At 66.2% G+C, this 26,197-nt stretch carries 26 protein-coding genes; 25 read left to right on the forward strand and 1 reads right to left on the reverse strand.

Going from position 1 to position 26,197, the window contains the following annotated elements; translation table 11 throughout:
* Positions 1-47: 47 nt before the first annotated feature.
* The 3 genes from HV742_RS00985 to HV742_RS00995 all read left to right on the forward strand — a co-directional run bounded on the left by HV742_RS00985 (position 48) and on the right by HV742_RS00995 (position 3,562).
* The gene (locus HV742_RS00985; RefSeq protein ID WP_023121646.1) at positions 48-2,132 is read left to right on the forward strand and encodes a ParB/RepB/Spo0J family partition protein; all 2,085 of its coding nucleotides are present in this window, start codon (positions 48-50) and stop codon (positions 2,130-2,132) included.
* A 62-nt stretch (positions 2,133-2,194) separates the two neighbouring features.
* Complete coding sequence (locus HV742_RS00990) at positions 2,195-2,404, forward strand: hypothetical protein (RefSeq protein ID WP_023121645.1); 210 nt, start codon at positions 2,195-2,197, stop codon at positions 2,402-2,404.
* Between the two features lie 843 nt (positions 2,405-3,247).
* Positions 3,248-3,562 (forward strand): DUF736 domain-containing protein, encoded by a 315-nt coding sequence (locus HV742_RS00995; protein ID WP_023121644.1) that lies wholly within the window; start codon positions 3,248-3,250, stop codon positions 3,560-3,562.
* Between the two features lie 63 nt (positions 3,563-3,625).
* Here the strand turns inward: HV742_RS00995 and HV742_RS01000 are convergent, their stop codons facing one another.
* Positions 3,626-3,931 carry a helix-turn-helix domain-containing protein gene (locus HV742_RS01000; RefSeq protein WP_023121643.1) on the reverse strand — a complete coding sequence of 102 codons (306 nt, stop codon included), beginning with the start codon at positions 3,929-3,931 and terminating at the stop codon, positions 3,626-3,628.
* 243 nt (positions 3,932-4,174) lie between these two features.
* Between HV742_RS01000 and HV742_RS01005 the strand changes: the two genes are divergently transcribed.
* From HV742_RS01005 to trbL, 22 genes are all read left to right on the forward strand, one after another.
* On the forward strand, positions 4,175-4,525 hold the full coding sequence (locus HV742_RS01005) for a DUF2958 domain-containing protein (protein ID WP_023121642.1): 351 nt from the start codon (positions 4,175-4,177) through the stop codon (positions 4,523-4,525).
* Positions 4,526-4,836: 311 nt separating this feature from the next.
* Positions 4,837-5,610, forward strand: coding sequence for a DUF2285 domain-containing protein (locus HV742_RS01010; protein WP_023121641.1), 774 nt, complete (start codon positions 4,837-4,839; stop codon positions 5,608-5,610).
* An 83-nt stretch (positions 5,611-5,693) separates the two neighbouring features.
* Positions 5,694-5,975 carry a helix-turn-helix transcriptional regulator gene (locus tag HV742_RS01015; protein ID WP_003107109.1) on the forward strand — a complete coding sequence of 94 codons (282 nt, stop codon included), beginning with the start codon at positions 5,694-5,696 and terminating at the stop codon, positions 5,973-5,975.
* Between the two features lie 26 nt (positions 5,976-6,001).
* The gene (locus HV742_RS01020; protein WP_023121640.1) at positions 6,002-6,859 is read left to right on the forward strand and encodes a replication initiator protein A; all 858 of its coding nucleotides are present in this window, start codon (positions 6,002-6,004) and stop codon (positions 6,857-6,859) included.
* A 253-nt stretch (positions 6,860-7,112) separates the two neighbouring features.
* Positions 7,113-7,751 (forward strand): ParA family partition ATPase, encoded by a 639-nt coding sequence (gene parA, locus HV742_RS01025; RefSeq protein ID WP_023121639.1) that lies wholly within the window; start codon positions 7,113-7,115, stop codon positions 7,749-7,751.
* Entirely contained in the window at positions 7,748-8,032 is a 285-nt protein-coding gene (locus HV742_RS01030; protein WP_023121638.1) for a hypothetical protein, read from the forward strand. The genes parA and HV742_RS01030 overlap by 4 nt, the downstream gene beginning before the upstream one ends.
* On the forward strand, positions 8,029-8,586 hold the full coding sequence (locus HV742_RS01035) for a DUF2840 domain-containing protein (RefSeq protein ID WP_023121637.1): 558 nt from the start codon (positions 8,029-8,031) through the stop codon (positions 8,584-8,586). Before HV742_RS01030 ends, HV742_RS01035 begins: the two co-directional genes overlap by 4 nt.
* A complete protein-coding gene (locus HV742_RS01040) occupies positions 8,583-9,182 on the forward strand; it encodes a S26 family signal peptidase (RefSeq protein ID WP_033457388.1) in 600 nt (199 codons plus the stop codon). The genes HV742_RS01035 and HV742_RS01040 overlap by 4 nt, the downstream gene beginning before the upstream one ends.
* Before the next feature lie 448 nt (positions 9,183-9,630).
* Positions 9,631-11,613, forward strand: a complete 1,983-nt coding sequence (locus HV742_RS01045; RefSeq protein WP_175144309.1) for a relaxase/mobilization nuclease domain-containing protein — start codon at positions 9,631-9,633, stop codon at positions 11,611-11,613.
* 1,461 nt (positions 11,614-13,074) lie between these two features.
* The gene (locus tag HV742_RS01050) at positions 13,075-14,553 is read left to right on the forward strand and encodes a SulP family inorganic anion transporter (RefSeq protein ID WP_023121633.1); all 1,479 of its coding nucleotides are present in this window, start codon (positions 13,075-13,077) and stop codon (positions 14,551-14,553) included.
* A gap of 15 nt (positions 14,554-14,568) precedes the next feature.
* Positions 14,569-15,432, forward strand: a complete 864-nt coding sequence (locus HV742_RS01055) for a universal stress protein (RefSeq protein ID WP_023121632.1) — start codon at positions 14,569-14,571, stop codon at positions 15,430-15,432.
* A 252-nt stretch (positions 15,433-15,684) separates the two neighbouring features.
* Positions 15,685-16,629 (forward strand): LysR family transcriptional regulator, encoded by a 945-nt coding sequence (locus HV742_RS01060; RefSeq protein ID WP_023121631.1) that lies wholly within the window; start codon positions 15,685-15,687, stop codon positions 16,627-16,629.
* Positions 16,626-16,904, forward strand: coding sequence for an EexN family lipoprotein (locus HV742_RS01065; protein ID WP_023121630.1), 279 nt, complete (start codon positions 16,626-16,628; stop codon positions 16,902-16,904). The genes HV742_RS01060 and HV742_RS01065 overlap by 4 nt, the downstream gene beginning before the upstream one ends.
* A 236-nt stretch (positions 16,905-17,140) precedes the next feature.
* Entirely contained in the window at positions 17,141-19,144 is a 2,004-nt protein-coding gene (locus HV742_RS01070) for a conjugal transfer protein TraG (protein WP_033457389.1), read from the forward strand.
* On the forward strand, positions 19,141-19,602 hold the full coding sequence (locus HV742_RS01075; protein ID WP_023121628.1) for a hypothetical protein: 462 nt from the start codon (positions 19,141-19,143) through the stop codon (positions 19,600-19,602). The genes HV742_RS01070 and HV742_RS01075 overlap by 4 nt, the downstream gene beginning before the upstream one ends.
* The gene (trbB, locus tag HV742_RS01080; RefSeq protein ID WP_023121627.1) at positions 19,599-20,657 is read left to right on the forward strand and encodes a P-type conjugative transfer ATPase TrbB; all 1,059 of its coding nucleotides are present in this window, start codon (positions 19,599-19,601) and stop codon (positions 20,655-20,657) included. The genes HV742_RS01075 and trbB overlap by 4 nt, the downstream gene beginning before the upstream one ends.
* Positions 20,654-21,040: a TrbC/VirB2 family type IV secretion system protein gene (locus tag HV742_RS01085; RefSeq protein WP_023121626.1), complete on the forward strand. Its 387-nt coding sequence runs from the start codon at positions 20,654-20,656 to the stop codon at positions 21,038-21,040. Before trbB ends, HV742_RS01085 begins: the two co-directional genes overlap by 4 nt.
* A complete protein-coding gene (locus HV742_RS01090; RefSeq protein ID WP_023121625.1) occupies positions 21,037-21,309 on the forward strand; it encodes a VirB3 family type IV secretion system protein in 273 nt (90 codons plus the stop codon). The genes HV742_RS01085 and HV742_RS01090 overlap by 4 nt, the downstream gene beginning before the upstream one ends.
* Before the next feature lie 10 nt (positions 21,310-21,319).
* On the forward strand, positions 21,320-23,773 hold the full coding sequence (gene trbE, locus HV742_RS01095; protein ID WP_023121624.1) for a conjugal transfer protein TrbE: 2,454 nt from the start codon (positions 21,320-21,322) through the stop codon (positions 23,771-23,773).
* A complete protein-coding gene (gene trbJ, locus HV742_RS01100; RefSeq protein ID WP_023121623.1) occupies positions 23,770-24,495 on the forward strand; it encodes a P-type conjugative transfer protein TrbJ in 726 nt (241 codons plus the stop codon). Before trbE ends, trbJ begins: the two co-directional genes overlap by 4 nt.
* An 11-nt stretch (positions 24,496-24,506) precedes the next feature.
* On the forward strand, positions 24,507-24,827 hold the full coding sequence (locus tag HV742_RS01105) for a hypothetical protein (protein WP_023121622.1): 321 nt from the start codon (positions 24,507-24,509) through the stop codon (positions 24,825-24,827).
* Positions 24,824-26,194, forward strand: coding sequence for a P-type conjugative transfer protein TrbL (gene trbL, locus HV742_RS01110; protein WP_023121621.1), 1,371 nt, complete (start codon positions 24,824-24,826; stop codon positions 26,192-26,194). Before HV742_RS01105 ends, trbL begins: the two co-directional genes overlap by 4 nt.
* The last annotated feature ends 3 nt before the right edge of the window (positions 26,195-26,197 follow it).

Consider the following 26,197-nt stretch of genomic DNA (forward strand, 5'->3'; position numbering starts at 1 on the left):
GCCGCTTCTTTCGCTGCTGCATCCCTGAACCGTTAGGAGTTATCACCATGAACGCAACCACCTACACCGAAGCCCGCGCCGTCAATGCCGCCGCCGCTATCCCGCTGGAAGCCGCCGACCCGACCAAGAACCTGATTCTGGTTCCGCTGTCGCGGCTGGTGCTGCGCCCCACGGGCCGCAACGTGCGCAAGACCCCGCGCATGTCCATCCCCGAACTGGCCGCGAGCATCCAGCGCGTGGGCCTGCTGCAAAACTTGATCGTGATTGCCGCCGCCGATGGCGAACATTACGAAGTCGTGGCCGGTGGCCGCAGGCTGGCCGCGTTGAAGCTGCTGGCGAAGAAGCACCGCATCAGCAAGGAATGGGAGGTGCCTTGCCTGCTGGTGGCCGATGGCACGGCGCGCACCGCCAGCCTGACCGAGAACGTGCAGCGCGAAGCCATGCACCCCGCAGACCAGTTCGAGGCATTCGCCGCGCTGGTGGCCGAAGGCCGACCCATCGAGGACATAGCCGCCGATTTCAGCGTGTCCCCGCTGGTGGTGCAGCGCCGCTTGAAGCTGGCGAACGTCTCGCCCCGGCTGCTGGCCGACTACCGCGCCGAAGCCGTAAGCCTTGACCAGTTGATGGCCCTTGCCATCACCGACGACCACGCCGCGCAGGAAGCCGCCTTCTACGATGCGCCGACGTGGCAGCGCCAGCCGTCCGCGCTGCGCGACCGCCTCACCGAGCGGGAAATCGACGCCTACCGGCATCCGCTGGTGCACTTCGTCGGGCTGGACACCTATGAAGCCGCAGGCGGTGGCGTGCGCCGTGATCTGTTCGCCGAAGGTGACGCGGGCGTGTATCTGACCGATGCCGCGCTGCTGGACAGGCTGGCGCAAGACCGGCTGGCGGGCATGGCCGCCCAGGTGAAGGCCGAAGGCTGGGCATGGGTGGATGCCACGCCGGGCGTGACCCATGCTGACCTGCACGCTTTCCAACGTGCGCCGAGGGAGCGGCGCGAGCCGACCAAGCGCGAAGCGCAGCGCATCGAGAAGCTGCAATCCAAGATGCAGGAACTGGCCGCAGCCGTGGATGACGCGCTGGACGCCGAGGACGAGGACAAGGCCGATGCACTGCAAGAGGAAGGCGAAGCCGTGGGCGAGCAGTTGCAGGCGCTGGAAGATGGCTTGCAGGACTACAGCCCGACCGCGAAGGCCGCAGCCGGTGCCATCGTCACCATCGACCGCAACGGGCAGGCCGTGATTCATCGCGGGCTGATGCGCGAGGCCGAGGCCAAGGCGCTGCGCACGCTGGAACGCCTGCGCCAAGGTTTCAGCGGCGAGGATGCCGGGAACGACGACGAAGGCGAGGACGGAGACGGCGACGGCGACGGGCAGCCAAAGACCGCCGCCATGTCCGACCGGCTGGCGCAACGGTTGAGCGCCCACCGCACCGCCGCGCTGCAAATCGAAGTCGCCCGGCATCCGCAAGTGGCGCTGGCCGCGCTGGTGCATGGCATGGTGCAGACCGTCTTGCAGGAAAGCCGCTACGGCCACGACTTGCCGCTGGGCGTGAGCCTGAAAATGCAAGACCGGCTGGAAGGCATGGCCCCGGACTGGCCGGAATCGCCCGCCGCCGTGGCGCTGCGCGAACTGCAACAAGTGGCCGGTGAAGGCTTGCCGCAGGACAGCGCCGAACTGTTCGCCGCGCTGCTGGCAAAGCCGCAAGACGAACTGGTGCGGCTGCTGGCCGTGTGCGTGGCTTCCACGGTGGACGTGGTGACGCCTCGCGCCATGCTGCGCCAGCCCGGCGAGGAACTGGCGCAGGCCGTGGGCCTCGACATGGCAGCATGGTGGCAGCCGAGCGCGGAAGGCTACTTCCAGCACGTTCCCAAGGCCGCCATCCTGCAAGCCGTGGGCGAGTACGCGCCAGAGCAGGTTTCCCGGCTGGCGAAGTTGAAGAAGGCCGACATTGCCAGCGAAGCCGAGCGGCTGGCGAACGGCACAGGCTGGATGCCTGCCATCTTCAAGGCCGAAGGCACGCAGGCAGCCACGCAGGCAGAACCGCAGGCAGAACCGCAGGAGCAGGACGACGCCCCGGAGGATTCCGAGGCAATGGCGGATGAACCCGCCGTGGCGCTGGCCGCTTGACCCGCGCCGACAGCAAGCGCCCCGGCCTCGACCGGGGCGCTTCGCTGGAAGGAAAACGCCCCATGACCCGCACTACCACCAGCCGCCCACGCATGGCGGCGATCTATGCCCCCGGCGTGGTACGCGCCCGCCGCTGGCACGGCGACGGCGACGTGCGCGGCTACCGTCCGCCCTCGGGCTGGTCAGCCCGCGCCGACCTCACCGACATTCACCCCATCACGGGCCGCGCCTTGCCGCGTGCCGTGTGGTGGCTCATCGAGACGAAGGAATAACCCGAACAGCACCGCGCCCAGGCCGTTCCGCCCTGGGCGCGGTGAAAAGAAAATCCGGGCGCGGCGGTGGCCGCGCCCGGTGTTCAAGGCCAACAGCCGAATCAGAACGCCGCCGCCTTCGCGGTGGCTCAGGCGGCGGCGTTAGAGCAGCCGAGCATTCGCCCGGCCCATACCTGCGCGCTACGCTTATGTCCAGGGGAAAGCCCTGCGGGCTATCCCCCGCCGCGCAATGCTTGGCGCCCCTTGATGCCGCCGAACCGGCTGCGCCGGATCGGCTCGGCCAGCGCCCCGCCGCGATGGACGGCGTGCCGGCGAACACGCTGGCGCTTGCTGCGGCGGGTTGTGCAAATGCGTGCGGTCCTCAACGCTGGCGGTTCCTGCCTGTCACGTCACGAAGGACGGTTCACGGACAACCCGCCCGACATCGCTATGGAGCTTCCACACCACGCCTCAAGACCGGCACCGCAAGGTGCGGCAGGGGCGTTCTCGCCTGTCGTCGGGTGGTTGACCTGGCCCGCGTCAGCGGGCGAGCCGGAGCAGCCTTCATGCGGGGATGCCGAGCCGGCCCCATCTCCTTTCGGAGCGGTTCGGCCCAAGGCGTCCTTGTCTCGTTGTGAATCCTGGCGGTGGCGCGGCTGCGCCTCGGGCTTCATGACTGCAACCGTCCGGCGAAAACAATTTCCCCGCCGCTGCGCGGCTTCCTCGCGCAGCAAATTCTTTTCGCCTTCCGGTTCTCCACTGCGTTTCGACCGCAAGCGGTGCAGCCAGCCCGTCTCCCGCCAGCCGGATCACAACAAGGACGCGATGGGCGCGAACCTTGTTCAACCGACAGGAGAAAACATCATGGCCAACATCGGCACCTTCACCGCAGACAAAGACGGCTTCACCGGCACGCTTCGCACCCTGACGCTCAATGTCAAGGTCAAACTGGTTCCCAACGACAAGGGCAGCAGCGAGAACGCTCCCGACTTCCGGCTCCAGGCCGCCGGTCACGACATCGGCGCGGCATGGAACAAGAAAAGCGAGGCCGGGCGGGATTACAAGTCCGTGAGCATTGACGATCCTTCGTTCCCGGCGCCGGTCTATGCCCGCCTGATCGAAGGCGAGGACGGCACGCACGACCTGATCTGGTCGCGCAGCAAGCCCCAGGCGGCGTGACCGCCACAGCGCCCCGCCCATCGCGGCGGGGCGCTGTGCTGCTGATCGCAGCACATCACCGCATCACGCACGCGGCTTCGCCGCGTCGCGTTCGCTCAACACCGCCTCTAGCTCCTGGCGCACCTGCGCCAGCAGCTCGTCGGCCTTGCTCGGGCTGTTGCCCGCATAGGCCAGCGTCAGCAGCGTGAGCGGGTGGATCTCCATCACCTCGCACAACTCCGCCAGCTTGTAGAAGGTCGGGCTTTTCAGATCGCGTTCGAGGGTACTCATATAGGTGCGGCTGGACACGTCAGAGAAGGCTTCCTGGCTCAAGCCACGCGCCTTTCTGACCGTCTTCAACGCCTTTGCCAATGAATACCCAGCCGCCACCTATGGTTTCCCTCAAAAAACCAAGATGACAGCCCATTGCGCCCTATAGGACTACAATCTATAGTGTTCATTTGGTGTTGCTATCCGTTTTTGTGCCTTTACGGAAATCCGCATCGGCGGGTTCCAGCAAAGCCACGGAACCGCGTCCGTGCTTGCGCACGAAGGCACAAATCCGGCTCGGCAGTTCTGCGCTTTGGCGCGAAACCGCATCCGTGCATCATTGGATTCGTGGGATTACCGACCATGCCCCAGCCACTCGCCACCGACCCAGAGCGCGCGCAACTGCTCGCCAACGGCGAGGCCCGTGCCGCTGGCCGGGCCATCGACCCGGTGCCCGTGGTGCGGCTGTTCACGCCCGACGCGCATGTGACTTGGCTGCTGGCGGCGCTCGATCCCGCCGATGGCGACACCGCTTGGGGCCTTATCGACCTGGGGATCGGGATGCCCGCGCAGGGCACCGTCAAGCTGTCCGAGCTGGCCGGCATCGTCGGGCCGCGCCAGCAGCCCGTACTGCGCGACCTCTATTTCCGGCCCACGCGCACGCTGTCGGAGTACACCCGCCTAGCCGAGCGAGACGGGGCCATTCCAGATTGACCACCGCCGACTGTGACTTTTTCAGTCTTTTGTCATACCGGGCAAGTCTCAATCGGGATTATTGCGGCATACCCACGCCAGTCTGATCCAAATAGACATGATGCCCCGCGCGGGCTGCGGCAGGCTGGACGATACGGCGTCCCACGGCTGGGGCGCCGCTGCCCCGCCATTGAGACGACTACCGCAACGCGTCGGAGCCAATCGGTCTTGACAGGTCCATCCATCTTTTTTAACCCATGACGTTCTGACGATACCGATGTAGCGCGTAGTTCTTCCGTGGCGGCCAGTCCTGTTCGCAGGGAGGTTGCGTCATGGTCGATCGCAGCGCCGAGCCTTGGTATCCGACTGCCGCGTACCTGTACGCGCTGCATTTGGACGACCTCGCGCTCGCCTGGGAATACCTGCGCAGGCATCCCGACTACCGGCTCGACTGGCTGCGCCGTCATCGCCGGCCGCAGGCGGCACAGGACGCGGCGCATCGCTGGGGCTTGCGCCTTCTGGAAGACCCGGTGCTGGATGTGCGCGACGCGCATCCAGCCTGGCTGCCCGGCCACGCTGCCGTGGTGCAGCTCTATCCCGACGCCGACCCGCCGCTCGATGCGGCGGTCTTTGCGTTCTGGCACATCCCTGGGCACAAGCAACTGCTGCATGACGGCAAAGGGCTGGCGCTGATCGCGCGCAGCCCTGGCCGATGCGTGCGCTTCGTGCTGGCGCCCGGCCTGGAGGACGGCATGGCTGTCGCCTATGCCCACCGCGGCGGCGCTGCCGCGCCGGTGCATGGGCATCTGCCCAGCTCCGACATGGCCGATACGAAGCCCCGGCCGACACTCGCCGCGCTGCTGGAACTGCACACCTTGCAGGCGCTCGACGCAGCCCTGGCGGGCGCGTCCTTGCGCGAAATCGCCGAAGGGCTGTTCGGCGCCGATGCCGTGGCGGCCGACTGGCACGCCGACGGTGATCTGCGCGCCCGCGTGCGCCGTCTGGTACGGCGCGGCGATGCGCTGATGCGCGGCGGCTATCGCCGCCTAGCACAGCTTGCGCCGCTTGAGAAGGGACGTTTTGCAGCCGACGCAAAACGTCCCTGATCGAAAACCCCTCGCTTCTTGAGACTGCCTCCATCCGGTCGCGCTGTGTGGCTGGTCGTTTTCAACCGATGGAGGTTCACACCATGCGTCCCGCTCCCTTGCGGCCTGCCGCCACTGTCTCGACCGCTGCCGCGCAGCCGCAGCGTTACCTCACCAACGACGAAGCCGCCGAGTACCTGCGCCTGTCGCCGCGCACGCTGGAAAAGCAGCGCGTGATCGGCGGCGGCCCACGCTTTCGCAAGTTCGGCCGGCGCGTCATGTACGCCGTGGCCGACCTCGATGCTTGGGCCGCCGACCGCAGCTTCGAGACGACTTCCGATCCCGAGTACGCCGAGCACCACTCGGCGGACAGCCGTGCGCGCTGATCGCTGGCGCGCGTCAGGCCATCGTCATGTCCAGCCCCGCGCTGCCCGTGCGGCAGCGGCCGATGCAAGAGCGCGAACAGCTCGACCTGTTCCGCGCCTTGCCGGGCGACATGGCGCCGCGCGACAGCCAGGACTTGATGGCCTTTCCGTTCTTCTCGCTGGCGAAGTCTCGGCGCGTTGCGCCAATCGACTTCCGGGCCGGCAACGTCACGATCCGCGTGGAGGGCACAGCCGAGCACGGCATCGCCACGATTTGGGATGCCGACATTCTGATCTGGGCCGCCAGCCAGATCGTGGAAGCGCGCGACGCGGGCCTGCGCCCGTCGCGGCTGATGCAGGCCACGCCCTACGAGATCCTGCGCTTCATCGGGCGCGGCACGTCGCTGCGCGACTACCAGCGCCTCAAAGCGGCCTTGGATCGCCTGCAATCGACCACCGTGGCCACGTCCATCCGCGAGACGACAGGCCGGCGCCTGCATCGGTTCTCATGGATCAACGAATGGAAGGAACTGGCCGATGCCAGCGGCACGCCGCTGGGCATCGAGCTGATCCTGCCGGACTGGTTCTATGCGGGCGTGATCGACGCCGCCCTGGTGCTGACCATCGACCCGGCGTATTTCCGATTGACCGGCGGCATCGAGCGGTGGCTGTACCGCCTGGTGCGCAAGCACGGCGGCAGGCAGGAACACGGCTGGCAGTTCGACTTTCAGCACCTGTACCGCAAATCGGGCAGCGTGGCGCGCTACTACGACTTCGCCGCCGACCTGCGGGCATTGGTCGCGCGGCAGTCCTTGCCCGGCTACCACTTGGGCATCGAGCACGTATCCGGGCTTTCGTCGCCGCTGCTCACGTTCCGGCCCGTGCCGTCCACGGCACGGGGATAAGTGCGGGAGAGCCTGTGGACGGACTCGTGCTATCAGGCAACAGAAGTATCGTGCTATCAGGCAACGAACTATCGTGCTATCAGGCAACAAAATCGGCCGCAAACCCGCGCCAGCACTGGGTTTGCGCGCCCTCTAACTTCCCTAACTTAATTTCTCTAACTTTTAGTAGGGAAACGCCGCTGCGGTGGATAACCGCCACGCGGCCATCAACGCAGCAGCAACAGCCGGGCTTTCCAACATGGAGGGCCAAGCCATGATCGTCGCGCTACTCAACCAGAAAGGCGGCGTGGGCAAGACCACGCTCGCCACCCACATCGCTGGCGAACTGGCAATGCGCGGCCAGCACGTCGTGCTGCTGGACGCCGACCCGCAGGGTTCATCACTGGACTGGACGCAACGCAGAAGCCAGCAAGGCTTGCCACGGCTGTTCAGCGCCGTGGGCCTCGCACGCGAGACGCTGCATCAGGAAGCGCCAGAGCTGGCACGCCGCGCCGATCACGTCGTCATCGACGGCCCGCCGCGCATCGCCGCCTTGGCGCGCTCCGCGCTGCTGGCGGCCGAGCGCGTGCTGATCCCGGTGCAACCCAGCCCCTACGACTTGTGGGCCAGCGCCGAGATGGTGGCGCTGATCCGCGAGGCGCAAGTCTTTCGGCCTGCGCTGCGCGCGGCCTTCGTCATCAACCGGCGTGTCAGTACCACCGTGATCGGGCGCGAAGCACGCCAGGCGCTCGCCGACCAGCCGCTTCCTGCGCTGCGCGCGGAAGTGCATCAGCGCATCGTGTTCGCCGACAGCGTGGCCGCTGGCCGGCTTGCACGCGAGACGGCACCGGACAGCGCCGCCGCCCGTGAAATCACCGTCCTGGTGGACGAACTGCTGCGGTGGACGACATGACAGCGAAGCCACCACCGAACGGCAAGCGCGCAGCAAAGCGCGTCGGCATAGGCGCGCGTCCGCCCGCGAATCCGCACGCTGAAGCGTGGATTCGGCAAGGCGACGCCGATGCGCTGGGCAAGGGCGACCTCTACACCGCCCGCCTCACGCTCGACATCACGCCCGCCATGCGGGCGCGCATCAAGGTATCGGCCTTCACGCAAGGCGTGACCGTGGCCGACCTGCTGCGCGGCCTGCTGGAGCGGGAGTTTTCCGAGAACCGCAGGGAGAACACACCATGACCGCATCCACTGCACCTGCTGCCGCGCCTGCCGCTGGCGCGGCCACGGCTGCGCCACAGCCATCATTCAGCGCGCCTTCCGGCCAGCCCGCCAGCGCGCCGCTGACGCGCGTGGCGCTGGCCTACATCGAGGCCCGTTTCAAGCTCTACCTGCGCTTCGGCGAACCCGCGCGCACGCACCAGCTCGACCGCTGGCGGCGTAGCGCGGTGTTCCTGCCGGGTGCGGTGTTCTGCCGCGTGCGCTGGCAGTCCAACGATTTCGGCACCGTGCGCTGGCAGCTCATGGTGATGCAGGCTTGCACGCCGCTGGACGGCGCGCAGCGCATCCCCGGCGTGCAGCCGGGCGCGCGCCTGCTGCTGCACGCCGAGGGCGACGGGCAAGTGCGCGCCGTGCTGGAGCGCATCGACGCCATCGAGGCGCTGGGCATCGCAGCCATCGCCGTCTCGCCCGCGTACTGGCGCACGCTCGCCAACCGGCTTGCTGCGCGCCTGCCGCTGCCCGAATACACCACCGAGCGGCACGCCGCCTGGCTGACCGGGAGGGCGCTGCCATGACCGCCGTTTCCACTGGCGGCACTGCGCCGCGTCCTCGCTCGCACACCCGCTCACGCTTGCGCGCTCGCATCGTGCTCGCGGGCCTCGCCGCCTGCGGCCTCGCTGCGCTGGCCTGGGCGTCCTTCGTTCATCCGCTGCCGCGCCTGATCTACAACCCGTCCGACAGCGTGGCGGTCGGCTGGTATCGCATCGACCCGTTCGACCCACGCACCGCCTCGCTGCCACGTCCCTTGTCCGTGGACAGCATCGTGCTGGTGCCGCTGCCGACCACGGCCGCCGCACTCGCTGCGCAGCGCGGCTATCTGCCGGTGCGCGTGCCGCTGCTCAAACGTGTAGGCGCAGTCGCGCCGCAGCACGTTTGCGTTTTCGATGCGCTGGTGTGGATCGACGGCGTGCCGGTGGCTGCCGTTCGGCCCGCCGACCGGCTGGGCCGCCCGCTGCCATCCTGGCCGCAGTGCCGGCAGCTTCGGCCTGGCGAACTGTTCCTTCTCAGTGTGACCAATCCGGCGTCGTTCGACAGCCGGTATTTCGGGCCGGTCAGCGCATCTGCCGTGATCGGCGTCGCGCGCCCGATCTGGCTGGAGGCCCACCCATGATGGCCGCCGACTCACTGCACGTTGCCGTGCATCTTGTCGTGCCATCGGGCGTGCCGATCCCGTGGCTTTCCTCATGTCGTCGCGCGTGCCGTGCGAGCGCCGATCCTACGTATCGGGCGCCGCACTTCGCGCTGCCTTCCCATGTGCAGGCGTCTTGCCTCGAATGCGCCCGGCCTTTGGCCGTCGCTGCGTTCGCCGGCGCGCTGGCTGCTCGCGCAGCAACGCCGCCGGGCCGCCGCTGCCCGGAGCGTCAGCGAGGGGCAAAGGCGGAAGGCAAGACAAAAGTACGCGGCACCGGGCCGCGTCGAAAGCCAGTCTGCACGTGGGGTTGGCACGGCACGGAGCGGCTTCGCCGCCGTGCCGCGTGTGGTGCGAGGCCCACGCCAAGACAGGGCGGCCCGCGTGCTTCGCACGCCGGGGCACGCCCCAGCTTTCATGGAACGCAGCCATGAGCGACCGCCGCGATGACGATTTCCGCGTGCGCCCCAGCGCCCCGAAGAACCGGGGCAAGGGACAGGGGCAGAGCTTCGTTTCCAAGGTGCTCAAGCAGACCGGCAAGGCCAGCGGCGGGAAGTCCTCGGTGCGCCGTCCTGGCGCGACGGGTGGCACCGGCCAGCGGCCCGGCTCGCGCCTGGGGCGCGGCCATACGGCGGCGCGCTTCGCGGACGCGAAGCTGACGCCCATGTCCCGGCGCGTGACCATCAAGACGCTGCTGGTGAATCACCAGCGGGCCAGCCCGCAGTCGCTCGCCAAGCACCTGCGCTACATCGAGCGCGACGGTGTGGGACGCGACGGTGAACCGGGTCAAGCCTACGGAGCGCAGACAGACGTGGCCGACCTCGACGCCTTCAAGGAACGCTGCGCCGACGACCGGCACCATTTCCGCTTCATCCTCTCGCCCGAGGATGGCGCGGAGCTGGAAGACCTGCGCACCTACACGAGGCACCTCATGGGCCGCATGGAGGCCGACCTGGGCACGGGCCTCGATTGGGTGGCCGTGAACCACTTGAACACCGACAACCCGCACACGCACATCGTCGTGCGCGGGCGCGACGACACCGGCAAAGACCTCATCATCGCGGGCGACTACATCGCCGACGGCTTCCGCCACCGCGCCGCCGAACTGGCGACCGAGTGGCTGGGGCCGCGCACTGAGCTGGAGATCCAGCAGACCTTGCAGCGCGAGGTGGAGCAAGAGCGGTGGACGAGTCTGGATCGCACCTTGAAGCGCGAGGCCGGCGACGATGGCCTGGTGCATGTCGAACGGCTCAACGAACCTCGCTTGCAGCGCCAACGCCTGTTGCTGATCGGCCGCCTGCAACGCTTGCAGCGCCTGGGCCTGGCCGACGAGACGCAGCCCGGCTCCTGGGCCATCCATGCCGATGCCGAGAAGACCTTGCGCGCCTTGGGCGAGCGCGGCGACATTATCCGCACCATGCAGCGGGCCATGAGCGGCCAGCCGCGCGAGCTGGCGGTGTTCGAGCCGGGCGAGGATGGCCGCACCATCGTCGGCCGCGTGGCCGCGAAGGGGCTGGCCGACGAACTGCACGACCGGGGCTATCTGGTCATCGACGGCGTGGACGGCAAGGCCCACTACGTCGCGCTCAACGCCCGCGACGAGTTGGCGAACTATCCGACCGGGGCCGTGGTGGAGGTGAAGGGATCGGCCGACGTGCGCGCGGCCGACAGGAACATTGCCGCGCTGGCGAGCGATGGCCTGTACCGCACCGACCACCACCTGGCCGTGACACAGGGCCAGGCCGTCCCCGGACGCGATCCGCAGGAAGTTGTGGCGGCCCATGTCCGCAGGCTGGAAGCCCTACGCCGGGCGGGCATCGTGGAGCGCGTAGCCGAGGGGCTATGGAAGGTGCCGGGCGACCTGCCCGAGCAGGGCCGCCGCTACGACGCGCAGCGCCTGGGCGGCGTGGCCGTGGAGCTGAAATCGCACCTGCCCATCGAGCGGCAGGCGCGCGTGATCGGGGCCACCTGGCTTGACCAACAGTTGATCGGCGGCGGCACTGGCCTGGGCGACCTGGGGTTTGGCGGCGAGGCCAAGCAGGCGATGCAGCAGCGCGCCGACTTCCTCGCCGAACAAGGGCTGGCCGAGCGGCGCGGGCAGCGCGTGATCCTGGCGCGCAACCTGCTGGGCACGCTGCGCAACCGGGAACTGGCACAGGCCGCGAAGGCCATTGCTGCTGATACCGGCCTGGAGCATCGCCCGGTCGCCGACGGGCAGCGCGTGGCCGGAATCTACCGGCGCTCCGTCATGCTCGCCAGCGGGCGCTACGCGATGCTCGATGACGGCATGGGATTCAGTCTGGTGCCGTGGAAGCCGGTGATCGAACAACGCTTGGGGCAGCAGCTTGCCGCCACGGTGCGCGGCGGTAGGGTGTCGTGGGAGATTGGGCGGCAGCGAGGATTCGGGCGATAACCAACCCCCAATTTCAGCTCTGCTACAGGACAGTTAAGGTTCAATGCGTACCTCTTGCCATCCCCAGCAGACCGGAATCACCATTGTCAGAATCAGTGCCATGCCACGTGCGTGTTTTGGCAAGGCTTCATTGAGGCGACTTGGGCCCATGCCATGTAGCAGTGCTGGCAGCAGTGCGTCACCTGCACGCCAATGCACCCATAGTTGGCCCAACATCTGCAAAACGACGGCCAGCACCAAGACGGAGGCCAGTCCTTGGTGCCACGTGCGGGAGAACATGGCGGAAAAGGCCATTCCTAGCGCAAGCAATAGCACCAGTGCTCTGATGGCTAATCCTTGATGACCTGGGCCGAGCATTCTTAATGACCAAGGCGCCAGGGAACTGTGCCAATTCCAGCTTGCGCCCAACTGCGCTCGCACGGCTGCACCGCGCGGCCCGAACAGTGGCCATAGCACATGAAACAGGGCAAGCCAAGGCAACGCTACATCCAGGCTACGGTGAAACGTCTGCCACCGAAGCATGTCCACCGTCAGCCATGAGCCGAACGCCCCTACCAGAAGTAGCAACGGAGCGAGTCTTGTTTGTGCGTCCCAAAGATAGACGGTATGAAAAGGCCATTCGGCAGGCGAGTCGGCGGGTTGTACGGAATCTGTCTGGCAACGCATGTCGGCCCATGTCGGTTCTATGTTGGTCGGTCTTCACACCGACTCCGTACATGACAGATCGGCGAGGGCCTGCGGAATCGCAGGATCTGATGGTTAGATGCCCTTTAGGCTGTTCCATCCATCTTCTCGTAGCTCGACATCCTCGCTAGATCGACATCTGCGAGGAAGTCACACTTTCATGTTGCCGACAATGAGCTACGAGGTTCACGCCCTCAAGACAGGGGGTGAGGCGTACTCGGCTATTCGTGGTCAACCTGGCGACTGCCGACAAGCACACGATGTGCGCTCAGGGCGGAGTCACAGGGAAGAAGTAGCCGCAAGGAAGTGGCCGACCAACCAAGGCAGGCTGATGCTTCCAAGACATACGACCGCAATGGGACATGACCCATTCTAGTGCTGGCATTGAACATGAGTCGCAGAACTCGGACATCGCCGAGCGGTCGCTAAGAAAGAGACCTTAGAAGCTACCAAGCGTCTGGGCAATCATCGGGAACGGCAGCAACCTAGCAAGAGACGCGCTGCCGGGACTTGCTGCGGTGCGCAAAAGCAGTTACAATCCCCGCACTACCCATCAGCACACAGCCACCTATTTGGAGCTCTTACCAGTGTAACTATCAGTCTCGCAGCGAGCCGCTTTTCTAATTTCAAACTTCGCTCGCACGAGGCTGTACGTTCGACTGGCTGTGTTTTGCCAGCCCTTACTTTTTGGGCTGTTCTCTATTCCGGGTTCGGAAAGAGGCATTCGCGCCTAGATCCGTTCCAGCCTGCGGCCGAGCCTGCCCCCGGAATAGATCAATGATGAAATCCCTGCGCCAGGACTGGTTCTCCAACGTCCGGCACGACCTATTGGCTGGCGTCGTCGTAGCGCTCGCCCTCATCCCCGAAGCCATCGCCTTCTCGATCATCGCAGGCGTCGATCCCAAGGTCGGCCTGTATGCCTCATTCTGCATCGCCGCAGTGACTGCTTTCACAGGCGGCCGACCGGGCATGATTTCGGGGGCCACCGGCGCGATGGCGCTGCTGATGGTCACGCTGGTCAAAGAACACGGACTGCAATACCTGCTGGCCGCCACGGTGCTGACGGGTGTACTTCAGATCATCGCTGGCTGGCTAAAGCTCGGCGCGTTGATGCGCTTCGTCTCGCGCTCGGTCATCACCGGCTTCGTCAACGCGCTGGCGATCCTGATCTTCATGGCCCAGTTGCCCGAGCTGACGAACGTGACCTGGCACGTCTATGCCATGACGGCGGCGGGCCTGGCCATCATCTATCTCTTCCCCCGTATCACCAAGGCCGTGCCGTCCCCCCTGGTGGCCATCGTGGTGCTGACCGCCGTGGCGATCGTCCTTGGCCTCGACATCCGCACCGTGGGTGACATGGGCCAGTTGCCCGACAGCCTGCCGGTGTTCCTACTGCCCGATGTGCCGTTGAATCTGGAGACGCTCAAGATCATCTTCCCGGTGTCGGCCACCTTGGCCGTGGTGGGCCTGTTGGAATCCATGATGACGGCTTCCATCGTCGATGACCTGACCGACACGAACAGCAACAAAAACCGTGAATGCGTAGGCCAAGGCGTGGCGAACATTGCCAGCGGTTTTCTCGGCGGCATGGCGGGTTGCGCCATGATCGGCCAGTCGGTCATCAACGTGAAGTCGGGTGGCCGGGGCCGGCTGTCCACGCTTGCAGCCGGTGTATTCCTGCTGCTGATGGTGGTGTTCATCGGAGATTGGGTGGCGCGCATTCCAATGGCTGCACTGGTTGCAGTGATGATCATGGTGGCCATCGGTACCTTTAGCTGGACATCGTTTCGCAACCTGCGCGCGCACCCCAAGAGTTCCAGCGTGGTGATGCTCGCGACTGTCGCCATGACGGTAGGTACCCATGACCTAGCCAAGGGCGTGCTGGTTGGTGTGCTGCTCTCGGGCTTTTTCTTCGCCCACAAGGTCGGCCGGATCTTCCATGCGTCCTCCCTCACGGAGGACGAAGGCCGCATACGCACCTACACCATCACCGGCCAGGTGTTCTTCGCATCGGCCGAACGCTTCGTCAATGCCTTCGACTACAAGGAAGTCATCGACAAAGTACGCATCGACGTCAGCCGCACCCACTTCTGGGACATCACCGCGGTGAGCGCCTTGGACAAGGTGGTCATCAAGTTCCGGCGCGAAGGCACGGAAGTGGAAGTGATCGGCCTGAACGAGGCCAGCACCACGATGGTGGACAAGTTCGGCGTCCACGACAAGGACGGCGCTGCCGACATGCTCGCGGGCCACTAACAAGGAGAACGGATCATGAAAAACGAGAATAAGGTGCTGGCTTGCGTCGATCAATCACGATACGCGGTTCATGTGGCCCACTGCGCGGCCTGGGCGGCCCACCGCATGGATGCACCGCTGGAGTTCCTACACGTGATCGACAGCCATCCCGAGCGGGGACCGGGCGACGACCACAGCGGTGCCATCGGCGTCGACGCTCAGGAAAGCCTGTTGGCACAACTGTCAGCCGAGGACGAAGCACGCGCCAAGAGCGCGAGAGAGCAAGGCCGGCTGTTCCTGAACCAACTGCGCGAACGCGCATTGGCGGCGGGTGCGGCGCGCGTCGATGTGCGGCAGCGTCACGGCGCACTGGAAGACACAGTGGTGGAACAGGCGCAAGGCGTGCGTCTGTTAGTGCTGGGCCGACGAGGTGCAGGGGCCGAAGTGGCGCGACGTGAGCTGGGCCATCATGTCGAGCATCTGGTTCGCGCTCTGAATCGCCCCATCCTGACCGTGACCGAAGACTTCAAGGCGCCCCAACGGGTGATGATCGCCTTCGATGGCGGCACCGTCACACGGCGCGGCGTTGAAATGGTGGCGGGCAGCCCGCTGTTTCGCGGATTGCCCATCCTATTGCTGATGTCCGGCAAGCAAAGCAGAGACGCACCCAAATCGCTTGATTGGGCCAGGGACACCCTGAAAGCAGCAGGCTTCGAGGTGACGGTTTCACTGGTTCCCGGAGATGCCGAAACAGTGATTGCAACGGCAGTGAAAGAACAGTCCATTGACATGCTCATCATGGGCGCATTTGGTCATTCACCACTGCGCGGCCTGCTATTTGGAAGCAAGACGACGGACTTATTGCGCTCGTCACGCATTCCAACGCTCTTACTGCGGTAGCAAGAGGCGATCGCCACAAGGCAGTCGTCTGTTTTGGAACGAGGCCCCATTGCCGCCTGATGGGGTAGTCAATCTGCATCGTGAGGGCCTAAAGATAAGTTGGTCGGCAACACGAACATTTGAGTTTTTCAGTTACGACAACTCGGTCTGATTACACGCTCTGCTAGCGCGTTGACAGTTTCAGAGCGACAAGGCTGTAGATATGCATGCGCGTGGAGAAGGCGGCACACGCCTATATATAGGGAAGTTCTCATGGAGTTGCGCCATCTACGCTATTTCTGGGCCGTAGCCGAAGAACTCCACTTCGGCCGCGCCGCGGAGAAGCTGCACATCGAGCAATCACCGTTGTCGCGTGCTATCAAAGAGTTGGAAGAAGAACTGGGCGTTGTGCTGTTTGCTCGAACCACTCGCAGCACTCAACTCACCCGCGCCGGGAAACTGTTTCTGGAGCACGTGCGCCGCGTCTTCGCCGCCTTGGAACAAGCACGGGACAGTGTGAGGGCAGCGGCCAATGGATTTCATGGACAGTTGCGCGTGGCGCTGTCCGACGGCATCACCCCGTCACGCCTATCTGCTTTGCTCGCCGTCTGCCGACAAGAAGAACCAGAGGTCGAAATCCGATTCTTCGAGGTGCCACTGTCACAACAGATCAAGGGACTACATGACGATCTGTACGACGTAGGATTCGCGCAGTCCAGGGAGGCAGGCGATGGCATCGTCGCTTTACCGGCTTGGAGCGATCCGCTTATGGTGGCGGTGCCGGCGAGGCATCCGCTATTGGCCCACAAACGCATCCCTCTGGATGAGTTGCTGCGCTACCCGCTTGTCTTGTGCGACCCGCAAGTGTGCGAAGGCCATGCCAAACACGTTGATCGAGTGCTGCGTCGGGCGGACATGGAGCCGCTAATTGCGGAGCGGGTCGCTTCCTGCGACCTGATGATGGCGCTCGTATCGGCAGGCTTCGCACTTGGCCTGGCGGGTGCAGCGCACATTGTCGCAAGCCGTGAACCGGGCGTGGTAGCGCGACCACTGGCGTCCCGTGTACCGCCGCTGACGACGTACCTGCTCCGCCCAGAGAATTTCCCCTCCGATGTGCTGACACGCTTCATTAAACGTGTGCAGGCTATCGAATCACCGGAATCTCCCCGGCCCATCACGGGCCATACTCTTGACCTACCGGAGGTACCTACGCCGTGAAGAAGACCATTCCTTTCTTGCTGGCGGCCGCATTGACCGCCTGCGGCCAATCCGAGGCGCCGCAGAAAGCCGCCGATTCGGAGGCAAATATCCCGACGGTGGAAGAACTGGCAGCCAACCCCGAACGGCTCAAGGAGCTGCGCCAGCAATGCAAAACCGACCGTGCCAAGCTGGGCGACGTGCTGTGTAATCGGGTCGCCGAAGCCACGCGCAAGCGGTTCTATGGCGACGGAGAAACCCCGTACACGCCACCGAAGGAATCGCCCAAGTTCTGATTGTTGTCGGTTCGCCGCATTACCTTCATTTTTCCGCCCAACACGCCGCAATGCGCCCGCGCTTGCGGCGTTTTTCTTTGGCTCGCCAGTGCGCTAATTCTTTCTTTTTGTTCGACCTTTCTGTCCTAAACGGTCTTTGACCGGCACTGGCCCGGCACCGATCCTGACGCCTGCGGCACGTCCGTGTGCCGCTTTTTCCATGAGGAATCAGCGCAGGAGAAATCGGAGGCGAGGTCATGCAAGGGACGAACGTGCTATTCGGTCAGATCGCCGTGGTATTCGGCATCGTGATCGCCGGAGTGTGGGGCGCCACACAATGGACAGCAGCAGCCCTTGGCTATCAAGTACGCCTTGGCTCGCCTTGGTTCGATCTTCTTGGCACGCCGATCTATCACCCGTGGAAGCTGTTTGAGTGGTGGTTTTCTTACGGCGCCTATACCCCGGAAACCTTCGACACCGGCGGAGCCATCGCGGGCAGCAGTGGCATGGTCGCCGTGGCCGTCGCCATTGCCATGTCGGTCTGGCGCTCGCGGCAGGCACGCCTGGTCACGACCTACGGGTCGGCCCGCTGGGCGAACGCGCAGGACATTCGCAAGGCGGGCCTCACGCAGCCAGCGGGCGTGTTCCTCGGCCAGCACGACCGCCAGTACCTGCGCCATGAAGGGCCAGAGCACGTCCTGACCTTCGCGCCCACGCGCAGCGGCAAGGGTGTCGGCCTGGTGGTGCCCACCTTGTTGAGCTGGCCGGCTTCAGCGGTCATCCACGACATCAAGGGCGAGAACTGGCAGATCACCGCCGGCTGGCGCAGCCGTTTCAGCCATTGCCTGCTGTTCAACCCGACCGATGCGAAGTCGGCGGCCTACAACCCGCTGCTGGAGGTACGGCGCGGCGCGCATGAAGTGCGCGACGTGCAGAACATCGCGGACATTCTGGTCGATCCCGAAGGCGCGCTGGAGAAGCGCAACCATTGGGAAAAGACCTCTCACGCGCTGCTGGTCGGGGCCATCCTGCATGTGCTCTACGCGAGCGAAGACAAGACGCTGCGCGGCGTCGCCAACTTCCTCAGTGACCCGGCCAGCCCCTTCGAGCTGACCTTGCACCGGATGATGACCACGCCGCATCTCGGCGATGGCCCGCATCCCGTCGTCGCTTCGGCGGCGCGCGAAGTGCTCAACAAGTCGGACAACGAGCGTTCCGGCGTGTTGAGCACCGCCATGTCGTTCTTGGGCCTCTATCGTGATCCCACGGTGGCCGAAGTCACGTCGCGCTGCGACTGGCGCATCGCCGATCTCATCTCCGCCGAGCACCCGGTGTCGCTGTACCTGGTGGTGCCGCCTTCGGACATCAGCCGCACAAAGCCGCTCATCCGCCTGATCCTCAACCAGATCGGCCGGCGCCTGACCGAATCGCTGGACGGCTCGGACGGCATAGCGCGCAGGCACAAGCTGCTGCTGATGCTCGACGAGTTCCCGGCCTTGGGCCGGCTCGACTTCTTCGAGACGGCCTTGGCCTTCATGGCGGGCTACGGCATCCGCAGCTTCCTCATCGCGCAGTCGCTCAACCAGATCGACAAGGCGTATGGGCAGAACCACTCCATCCTCGACAACTGCCATGTGCGCGTGACGTTCGCCACGAACGACGAACGCACAGCGAAGCGCATCTCCGAGACGCTGGGCACCGCGACCGAGCTGCGCGCCCAGCGCAACTACGCAGGCCACCGGCTCGCGCCGTGGCTGGGCCACCTCATGGTGTCGCGTCAAGAGACGGCCCGCCCGCTGCTGACGCCGGGTGAAGTCATGCAGCTTCCGCCCGATGAGGCCGTGGTGATGGTGTCCAGCGTGGCCCCCATCAAGGCCACGAAGCTGCGCTACTACGCCGACACCAATTTCAAGCAGCGTGTCATGCCGCCGCCTGCGCTGGCGGACGGGCAGTACGCGGACGCGCCGCCTGCGCGCGCTGACGACTGGAGCGGCTTGGCGATCCCCGCCGTGCTGACTCCGCCTGCCGCCGGAGAAGCCGAGGGCTTCCCGGCCAGCACTGACGACGGCGGCCCGCGCCGTCAGCCAGAGCTTTCCGAAACCGTCGCCTACGACCCCGAGCTGGCCGCGCCCGCGGCCGACCTGGCGCTGCTCGATGACGACGACGACCTGCCGCTTCCCCTTCCTCGCCAGCTTGATCCGCCCATGCAGCGCGTGGCCCGGCTGGCGTCCCTCGACCCCAACGACGGAATCGAGCTATGAGCTACCGCCTGAACCTCTTTATTCAGCCCGAGCACGCCCAGCGGCTCGATGAACTGGCCGCCAAGAAAGGCGTGTCCAAGTCATCCATCGTCGCGGCGGCGCTCGCATCGTGGCTGTCGCCCGATGCCGCCGACCAGCGCGAGGCCGCTATCGCCAAGCGCCTTGATCGGCTGTCGCGCCAGGCCGAGCGCATGGAGCGCGACCAGAACATCGCCATCGAGACGCTGGCGCTTTTCATCCGCTACTACCTGACCGTCAGCACGCCGGTTCCCGAAGCGCACCAAGACGCGGCCCGTGCTCAGGGCAAGGCGCGCTTCGAGCAGTTCACCGAGCAGCTTGGCCGCCACCTGATGCGCGGACGCAGCCTGGTGCGCGACGTGGTGGAGGAACTGCACCCCGACCCGATGCGGATGGAGGACGCCGCCGCAGCGGCTCAGGCGCGGGAGCGTGCGTCATGAGTGCCGTTCCCCAATCCATGAGTGCCACGTCGCTCGACCGGCGCATCCAGATGCTGCGCACGGCAATGGGGCCGCTAATCGCCACCGCGCTCGAAGACCCCGACGTGGTGGAAATCATGCTCAACCCCGACCGCACCCTTTGGGTGGATCGCCTGTCGTCGGGCCGCGCGCCTATGGGCGTGGAGCTGCCCGAAGCCGATGGCGAGCGAATCATCCGCCTGGTCGCGACCCACGTCGGCGCGGAGGTGCATCGCGGCCAGCCGCTGCTGTCCGCCGAACTGCCCGAAACCGGCGAACGCTTCGAGGGCATCTTGCCGCCCGCCGCGCCGGGGCCGGCCTTCGCGCTGCGCAAGCGCGCCATCGGCGTGATCCCGCTGGAGCGGTACGTCGTGGACGGAATGATGACCGCCGCCCAGGCAGGCTTTCTGGTGCGCGCCGTGCGCGAGCGCCAGAACGTCTTGATCGCCGGGGCCACCAGCAGCGGCAAGACGACCTTGGCGAACGCGCTGTTGGCCGAGATAGCCGCCACCGGCGACCGCGTACTGGTGCTCGAAGACACCGTGGAACTGCAATGCGTCGCCCGCGACCACGTGCCGCTACGCACGCGCTCCGGCGTGGTGTCCATGACCGAGCTGGTGCGCTCATCCATGCGCCTGCGGCCTGATCGCGTCGTCGTCGGCGAGGTGCGCGGAGCCGAGGCACTAGATCTCATCAAGGTGTGGGGCACAGGCCATCCCGGCGGCATCGCCACGATCCACGCCGGTTCCGCGCTGGGCGCGCTGCTGCGCATGGAGCAACTGATTCTCGAAGTGGCGGTGAACCCGCCGCGTGCGCTGATCGCCGAGGCGGTCAACGTGGTGATCCACATCGCCGGGCGCGGACGGAAGCGCCGCATCGAGAGCATCGCCCGCGTCGTCGGCTTCGACGGCGTTGGCTACCAACTGGCGGATGCGATGGACACGCCGTTTCCCGAGCTGTCGCCAGTTCCCGATGCCGCATCCGCTGCGGCGACTTCCTCATCCCCGTCCCTCAATCCCTCTGGAGAACTGCCATGACGCACGCCCATGCCTTCCGTGTTTCCGTAAATCCGCCTTCGCACCTGTCCATCCTCGCGCGGCTGCGCTGCCTGGGCCGCCCTGCGGGGCAAGGGCTGCTGCTGGCCGCGCTGCTGCTGTTCCTGGCCGGAACCGCGCAGGCCGCCGGTTCCTCGATGCCGTGGGAAGGCCCGCTGCAATCCATCCTCGAATCCATCCAGGGGCCGGTGGCACGCATCGTGGCCGTCATCATCATCATCGCCACGGGCCTCGCGCTGGCCTTCGGCGACACGTCGGGCGGTTTCCGCAAGCTGATCCAGATCGTGTTCGGCCTGTCCATCGCGTTCGCGGCTTCGAGCTTCTTCCTATCGTTCTTTTCGTTCTCGGGCGGGGCTGTCGTATGAGCGCCCCGGATAGCTTCGCAGCCGGGTTCGAGGTGCCGCTGCATCGCTCGCTCACCGAGCCGATCTTGCTGGGCGGCGCACCGCGCACCGTGGCGATTGCCAACGGGACGCTGGCCGCCGCCGTCGGGCTGGGCCTGCAACTGTGGATTCCGGGCGTCGTGCTTTGGATCGTCGGCCATTCGCTGGCGGTATGGGGTGCGCGCGTCGATCCGCAGTTCATGGCCGTGTTCGCCCGGCACATCAAACACCGCCCGCTGCTGGACGTGTGAGGGGGCCGCCATGCTGAACCTCGCCGAATACCGCCAGCGGCCCGCGCTGCTCGCCGACTGGCTGCCCTGGGCCGGACTGGTCGCGCCGGGTGTCGTCTTGAACAAGGACGGCAGTTTCCAGCGCACGGCCCGGTTTCGCGGGCCTGACCTCGACAGTGCAACGCAAGGCGAGCTGATCGCCACGTCGGCGCGCTTGAACAACGCGCTGCGCCGGCTGGGTTCGGGCTGGGCGCTGTTCATCGAGGCCGAGCGCCGCGCCGCCGCCGACTACCCGCACTCGGACTTTTCCGAGCCGCTTTCGTGGCTGGTGGACGAAGAACGCCGCTCGGCCTTCGAGGATACCGGCCACCACTTCGAGAGCGGCTATCACCTGACGCTGGTGTACCTGCCGCCCGAGGAATCGCGCGCCCGAGCCGCCAAGATGCTCTACGAGAACACGCCGACGAGTGGCGTGGACTGGCGCGAGCGGCTGCAAGCCTTCGTCGCGGAAACGGATCGCGTCTTCGACCTGCTCGATGGCGTGATGCCGGAAATCGCCTGGCTGGACGACGCGCAGACTCTGACCTATTTGCATTCGACTATCTCGACGCGGCGCTTTCGCGTCGGCGTGCCCGAGGTGCCTTTCCACATCGACGCGCTGCTGACCGACTCGCCGCTGGTCGGTGGCTTGGCGCCCATGCTGGGCGACCGGCACCTGCGTGTGGTGTCGGTGCGGGGCTTCCCGACCTCGACCTGGCCGGGGATTCTGGACGACCTCAACCGCCTGGGATTTGGGTATCGCTGGAGTACGCGCTTTCTGTGCCTGGATAAATCCGAGGCGGAAAAAGAACTCGCCCGCCTGCGCCGTCAGTGGTTTGCCAAGCGCAAGAACGTCATTGCGCTGCTGCGCGAAACGATCTTCCAGCAGGAAAGCCCGCTGGTCGATACCGACGCGAACAACAAGGCCGCCGACGCTGATGCCGCCTTGCAGGAGCTGGGCAGCGATCAAGTCGCCTTCGGCTACCTGACGGCGACCGTCACCGTCACGGACGAGGACGCCGGCGCAGCCGACGAGAAGCTGCGCATGGTGGAGCGCGTCATCCAGGGCCGGGGCTTTGTCACCATCCCCGAAACGCTCAATGCCGTGGATGCGTGGCTGTCCTCGCTCCCCGGCAACGCCTACGCCAACGTGCGCCAGCCCATCGTCTCGACGCTGAACCTGGCGCACATGATGCCGGTGTCGGCGGTATGGGCCGGGCCGGAGAAGAACGACCACCTGGGCGGCCCGCCGCTGATCGTCACACGCACCGATGGCGCGACGCCGTTCCGGCTGGTGACGCACATCGGCGACGTGGGCCACACGCTGGTCGCCGGCCCGACCGGCATGGGCAAGTCGGTCTTGCTCGCCACGCTGGCGATGCAGTTCCGCCGCTATCGCGGCTCGCGCATCTTCGCCTTCGACATGGGGCGCTCGATGCGCGCCACCATCCTCGGGCTGGGCGGCGAGCACTACGACCTGAGCATGGATGGCGAAATCGCCTTCCAGCCGCTCGCCCGCATCGACCGCGAGGGCTACCGCACCTGGGCCGCCGAATGGATCGAGGGGCGCTTGCTGCACGAAGGCGTGGCGGTCGGCCCGGACGAGAAGGCGGCCATCTGGTCGGCACTCGGCAGCCTTGCCGGTGCGCCGGTGGAGCAGCGCACGATGACCGGGCTGTCCGTGCTGTTGCAGAGCAATGCGCTGCGCCAGGCGCTCGCGCCGTATGTGCTCGGCGGCGCGCACGGCAAGCTGCTGGATGCCGATCACGACCGGCTGGGCATGGCCGACGTGCAGGGTTTCGAGATGGAGGAGCTGATGCACAGCAAGGCCGCCGTCATGGCCGTGCTGCATTACCTCTTTGCGCGTTTCGATGAACGCTTTGACGGTGCGCCCACGCTGCTGATCCTCGATGAAGCGTGGCTGTTCCTCGATGACCCCGTGTTTGCCGCGCGCATCCGGCAGTGGCTCAAGACGCTTCGCAAGAAGAACGTCAGCGTCATCTTCGCCACACAGTCGCTTGCGGACATCAAGGATTCGAGCATCGCGCCCGCGATCATCGAAAGCTGTGCAAGCCGCATCTTCCTGCCGAACCCGCAGGCGACCGAGCCGCAGATTCGCACGATCTACGAAGGCTTCGGCCTAAATTCGCGGCAGATCGAGATCGTCGCCACCGCGCAGCCCAAGCGCGACTACTACTACCAATCCCGCCTCGGCAACCGCCTATTCGACCTCGACCTGGGGCCGGCAGCGTTGGCGTTTGCGGGCGCTTCCACGCCGCAAGACCAGCGCGACATAGACCGCGTGCTGCTGGACGCCGGCACGCCTGGCTTCGCGGGCGCCTGGCTGCGCCATCGCGGCCTCGATTGGGCGGCTGACCTGCTGCCCTCGTTCCCCGGCCTCGCGCCGGGTTCCTTCGCTGACCACCCACAGGAGATCCTGCCATGAAGAAGCGCCTTGTCGCCGCTGCCATCGCGGCCATGCTTTGCACCGCCACTGCCCATGCGCAATGGGTCGTGATCGACCCCACCAACCTCGTGCAGAACACGATGACCGCGATCCGCACGCTGGAGCAGATCAACAACCAGATTCGCCAGCTCCAGAACGAAGCGCAAATGCTGATGAACCAGGCGCGCAACCTCGCCAGCCTGCCGTCCAGCGTGGTCGGCCAGTTGCGCGCCAACCTGGCGACGACCGAGCGGCTGATCGCCCAGGCCCGAGGCTTGGCCTACGACGTGACGAATCTGGATCGGGAGTTTGCCCGCCTGTACCCGGAGCAGTACGCCGCCACCGTCAGCGGCGACCAGATGTACCGCGATGCCCAGGAGCGGTGGAAGAACACGCTCAACGGCTTGCAGACCACCATGCAGATGCAGGCGCAGGTGTCGCAGAACCTGGGCGAAGACGAAAGCGTGCTGGCCGATCTGGTTGGCAAGAGCCAGTCGGCGCAAGGCGCGTTGCAGGCGATGCAGGCCACGAACCAGTTGCTCGCCTTGCAGGCCAAGCAGTCGATCCAGTCGCAGCGGCTCCAGATCACGCAAGACCGGGCCGCCTCGCTGGAACTGGCGCGGCAGGCGGCGGCGACCGAGCGCGCCCGCGAAGTGCGGCGGCGCTTCCTCGGGGAAGGCACGCCGTACACGCCGCAGTCCGTCAACTTCTACCGCGACTGACGGGGGCCGACATGCGATGCGTCCTCGTCCTTGGTGCCGTGCTGCTGGCCGCTTGCGGCGAGCAGCCGGCCGACAACCTCGCCGATGCCCTGGCTGCCGACCCCGCGCGGCTCAAGGCGTTGCGCGCGCAATGCGCGGCCGACCGGGAGGCCACGGGCGAGGACGCTTGCCGCGCCGCCGCCGAAGCCTTCCGGCGGCGCTTCTTTTCCGGCGAGGCCGGGCCGGATGAATACCGGACGCTGGCCGACATGCCGCCGATCCCGCCCAGCTTCGAGGAACCGGCCGATGGCACCGCGCCGGCCTTGCCCGCCGCCCCGGAGGGCACGCCATGAATGACGTGACCATCATCGACCAGTTCCTCAACACCTTCGCCACCTACATCGACTCGGGTTTCGGGCTGCTGCGCGGCGAAGTGGCGTTCCTCACGGCCACGCTGATCGTCATCGACATGACGATCGCCGGGCTGTATTGGGCCATGAGCCACGCTACCGGCCAGGGCGATGACGTGATCGCCAAGCTGCTGCGCAAGGTGCTTTACGTCGGTGCCTTCGCCTACATCCTCAACAACTTCAACTGGCTGGCCAGCATCGTGTTCCGCTCGTTCGCTGGGCTGGGCATCACCGCCACCGGCTCGTCCATCACGATGGAGAACTTCTTGCAGCCGGGCCGGCTCGCGAAGACCGGCATCGACGCCGGGGCGCCGATTCTGGAGCAGATCGGCGAGATGGCCGGCTTCCCCGAGGTGTTCGTGAACCTCGACCCCATCGTGGTGATGTTCCTCGCGTGGCTGGTCGTGGTGCTGTGCTTCTTCGTGCTGGCGATCCAGCTTTTCATCACGCTGATCGAGTTCAAGCTGACCACGCTCGCCGGGTTCGTGCTGGTGCCGTTCGCGCTGTGGAACAAGACCAGCTTTCTCGCCGAGAAGGTGCTGGGCAATGTCGTGGCCGCCGGTATCAAGGTCCTGGTGCTGGCCGTGATCGTCGGCATCGGCTCGGGCCTGTTCTCGCAGTTCCAAGTCCATCCCGCCGAACCGAACATCGACCACGCGCTGGTCATCATGCTGGCCTCGCTCACCTTGCTGGCGCTCGGGATCTTCGGCCCTGGCATCGCCACGGGCCTCGTGTCCGGTGCGCCCCAACTCGGCGCAGGCGCGATGGCCGGCGCCGCCGTCGGTGCAGCCGGAACCGCAGTGGCTGTCGGTGCCGCCGCGACGGGCGTGGGCGGTGCGGTGGCCGCTGGTGCTCGCATGGCACCGGCCGCCGCCAAGCTGGCCGGCAGCGGCGCGCGTGCCGCCACGTCGGCGGCTGGCAGCGCGAAGTCGGCGTTCCAGGCGGGTTCCGCAGCAGCAGGCGGCGGTGCCAAAGGCGCGATGGCGGGCTTGGGCAACGTCGCCAAGACCGGCGCGCAGTCTGCCGGACGCGCAGCCGCATCCCGCGCTTCCGCTGCCGGGCAGCGCATGGCCGCGCCGTTCCGCGCGGGCTGGAATGGCGACGCCGGCGCGTCAGCCGGCCAGGCCGCCACCAGCGAAGCCCCCGCAGGCGCTGCCGCTGCACAGCCCTCCGAGCAGCCCGCCTGGGCCAAGCGGCTGCAACGCCGCCAGCAACTCACCCAGGCCGCGACCACCACCGCCCACACGCTCCGCGGTGGCGATGGCGGCGGCTCCGGCCAGGGGCCGAGCCTGCGCGATTCCGATTCATAAGGA

It is taken from the genome of Achromobacter ruhlandii, from assembly GCF_902859695.1.
Lineage (GTDB): Bacteria > Pseudomonadota > Gammaproteobacteria > Burkholderiales > Burkholderiaceae_B > Achromobacter > Achromobacter ruhlandii.

Bases quoted from the DNA above. Each gene is read 5' to 3' on its own strand.
- HV742_RS01105 (WP_023121622.1), top strand. From the start codon at position 24,507: ATGCGATGCGTCCTCGTCCTTGGTGCCGTGCTGCTGGCCGCTTGCGGC.
- trbJ (WP_023121623.1), top strand. From the start codon at position 23,770: ATGAAGAAGCGCCTTGTCGCCGCTGCCATCGCGGCCATGCTTTGCACC.
- HV742_RS00995 (WP_023121644.1), top strand. From the start codon at position 3,248: ATGGCCAACATCGGCACCTTCACCGCAGACAAAGACGGCTTCACCGGC.
- HV742_RS01045 (WP_175144309.1), top strand. From the start codon at position 9,631: ATGAGCGACCGCCGCGATGACGATTTCCGCGTGCGCCCCAGCGCCCCG.
- HV742_RS01005 (WP_023121642.1), top strand. From the start codon at position 4,175: ATGCCCCAGCCACTCGCCACCGACCCAGAGCGCGCGCAACTGCTCGCC.
- HV742_RS01070 (WP_033457389.1), top strand. From the start codon at position 17,141: ATGCAAGGGACGAACGTGCTATTCGGTCAGATCGCCGTGGTATTCGGC.
- HV742_RS01055 (WP_023121632.1), top strand. From the start codon at position 14,569: ATGAAAAACGAGAATAAGGTGCTGGCTTGCGTCGATCAATCACGATAC.
- trbB (WP_023121627.1), top strand. From the start codon at position 19,599: ATGAGTGCCGTTCCCCAATCCATGAGTGCCACGTCGCTCGACCGGCGC.
- HV742_RS01090 (WP_023121625.1), top strand. From the start codon at position 21,037: ATGAGCGCCCCGGATAGCTTCGCAGCCGGGTTCGAGGTGCCGCTGCAT.
- parA (WP_023121639.1), top strand. From the start codon at position 7,113: ATGATCGTCGCGCTACTCAACCAGAAAGGCGGCGTGGGCAAGACCACG.
- trbE (WP_023121624.1), top strand. From the start codon at position 21,320: ATGCTGAACCTCGCCGAATACCGCCAGCGGCCCGCGCTGCTCGCCGAC.
- HV742_RS01085 (WP_023121626.1), top strand. From the start codon at position 20,654: ATGACGCACGCCCATGCCTTCCGTGTTTCCGTAAATCCGCCTTCGCAC.
- HV742_RS01020 (WP_023121640.1), top strand. From the start codon at position 6,002: ATGTCCAGCCCCGCGCTGCCCGTGCGGCAGCGGCCGATGCAAGAGCGC.
- HV742_RS00990 (WP_023121645.1), top strand. From the start codon at position 2,195: ATGACCCGCACTACCACCAGCCGCCCACGCATGGCGGCGATCTATGCC.
- HV742_RS00985 (WP_023121646.1), top strand. From the start codon at position 48: ATGAACGCAACCACCTACACCGAAGCCCGCGCCGTCAATGCCGCCGCC.
- HV742_RS01035 (WP_023121637.1), top strand. From the start codon at position 8,029: ATGACCGCATCCACTGCACCTGCTGCCGCGCCTGCCGCTGGCGCGGCC.
- HV742_RS01010 (WP_023121641.1), top strand. From the start codon at position 4,837: ATGGTCGATCGCAGCGCCGAGCCTTGGTATCCGACTGCCGCGTACCTG.
- HV742_RS01040 (WP_033457388.1), top strand. From the start codon at position 8,583: ATGACCGCCGTTTCCACTGGCGGCACTGCGCCGCGTCCTCGCTCGCAC.
- HV742_RS01050 (WP_023121633.1), top strand. From the start codon at position 13,075: ATGATGAAATCCCTGCGCCAGGACTGGTTCTCCAACGTCCGGCACGAC.
- HV742_RS01060 (WP_023121631.1), top strand. From the start codon at position 15,685: ATGGAGTTGCGCCATCTACGCTATTTCTGGGCCGTAGCCGAAGAACTC.
- HV742_RS01030 (WP_023121638.1), top strand. From the start codon at position 7,748: ATGACAGCGAAGCCACCACCGAACGGCAAGCGCGCAGCAAAGCGCGTC.
- HV742_RS01075 (WP_023121628.1), top strand. From the start codon at position 19,141: ATGAGCTACCGCCTGAACCTCTTTATTCAGCCCGAGCACGCCCAGCGG.
- HV742_RS01015 (WP_003107109.1), top strand. From the start codon at position 5,694: ATGCGTCCCGCTCCCTTGCGGCCTGCCGCCACTGTCTCGACCGCTGCC.
- trbL (WP_023121621.1), top strand. From the start codon at position 24,824: ATGAATGACGTGACCATCATCGACCAGTTCCTCAACACCTTCGCCACC.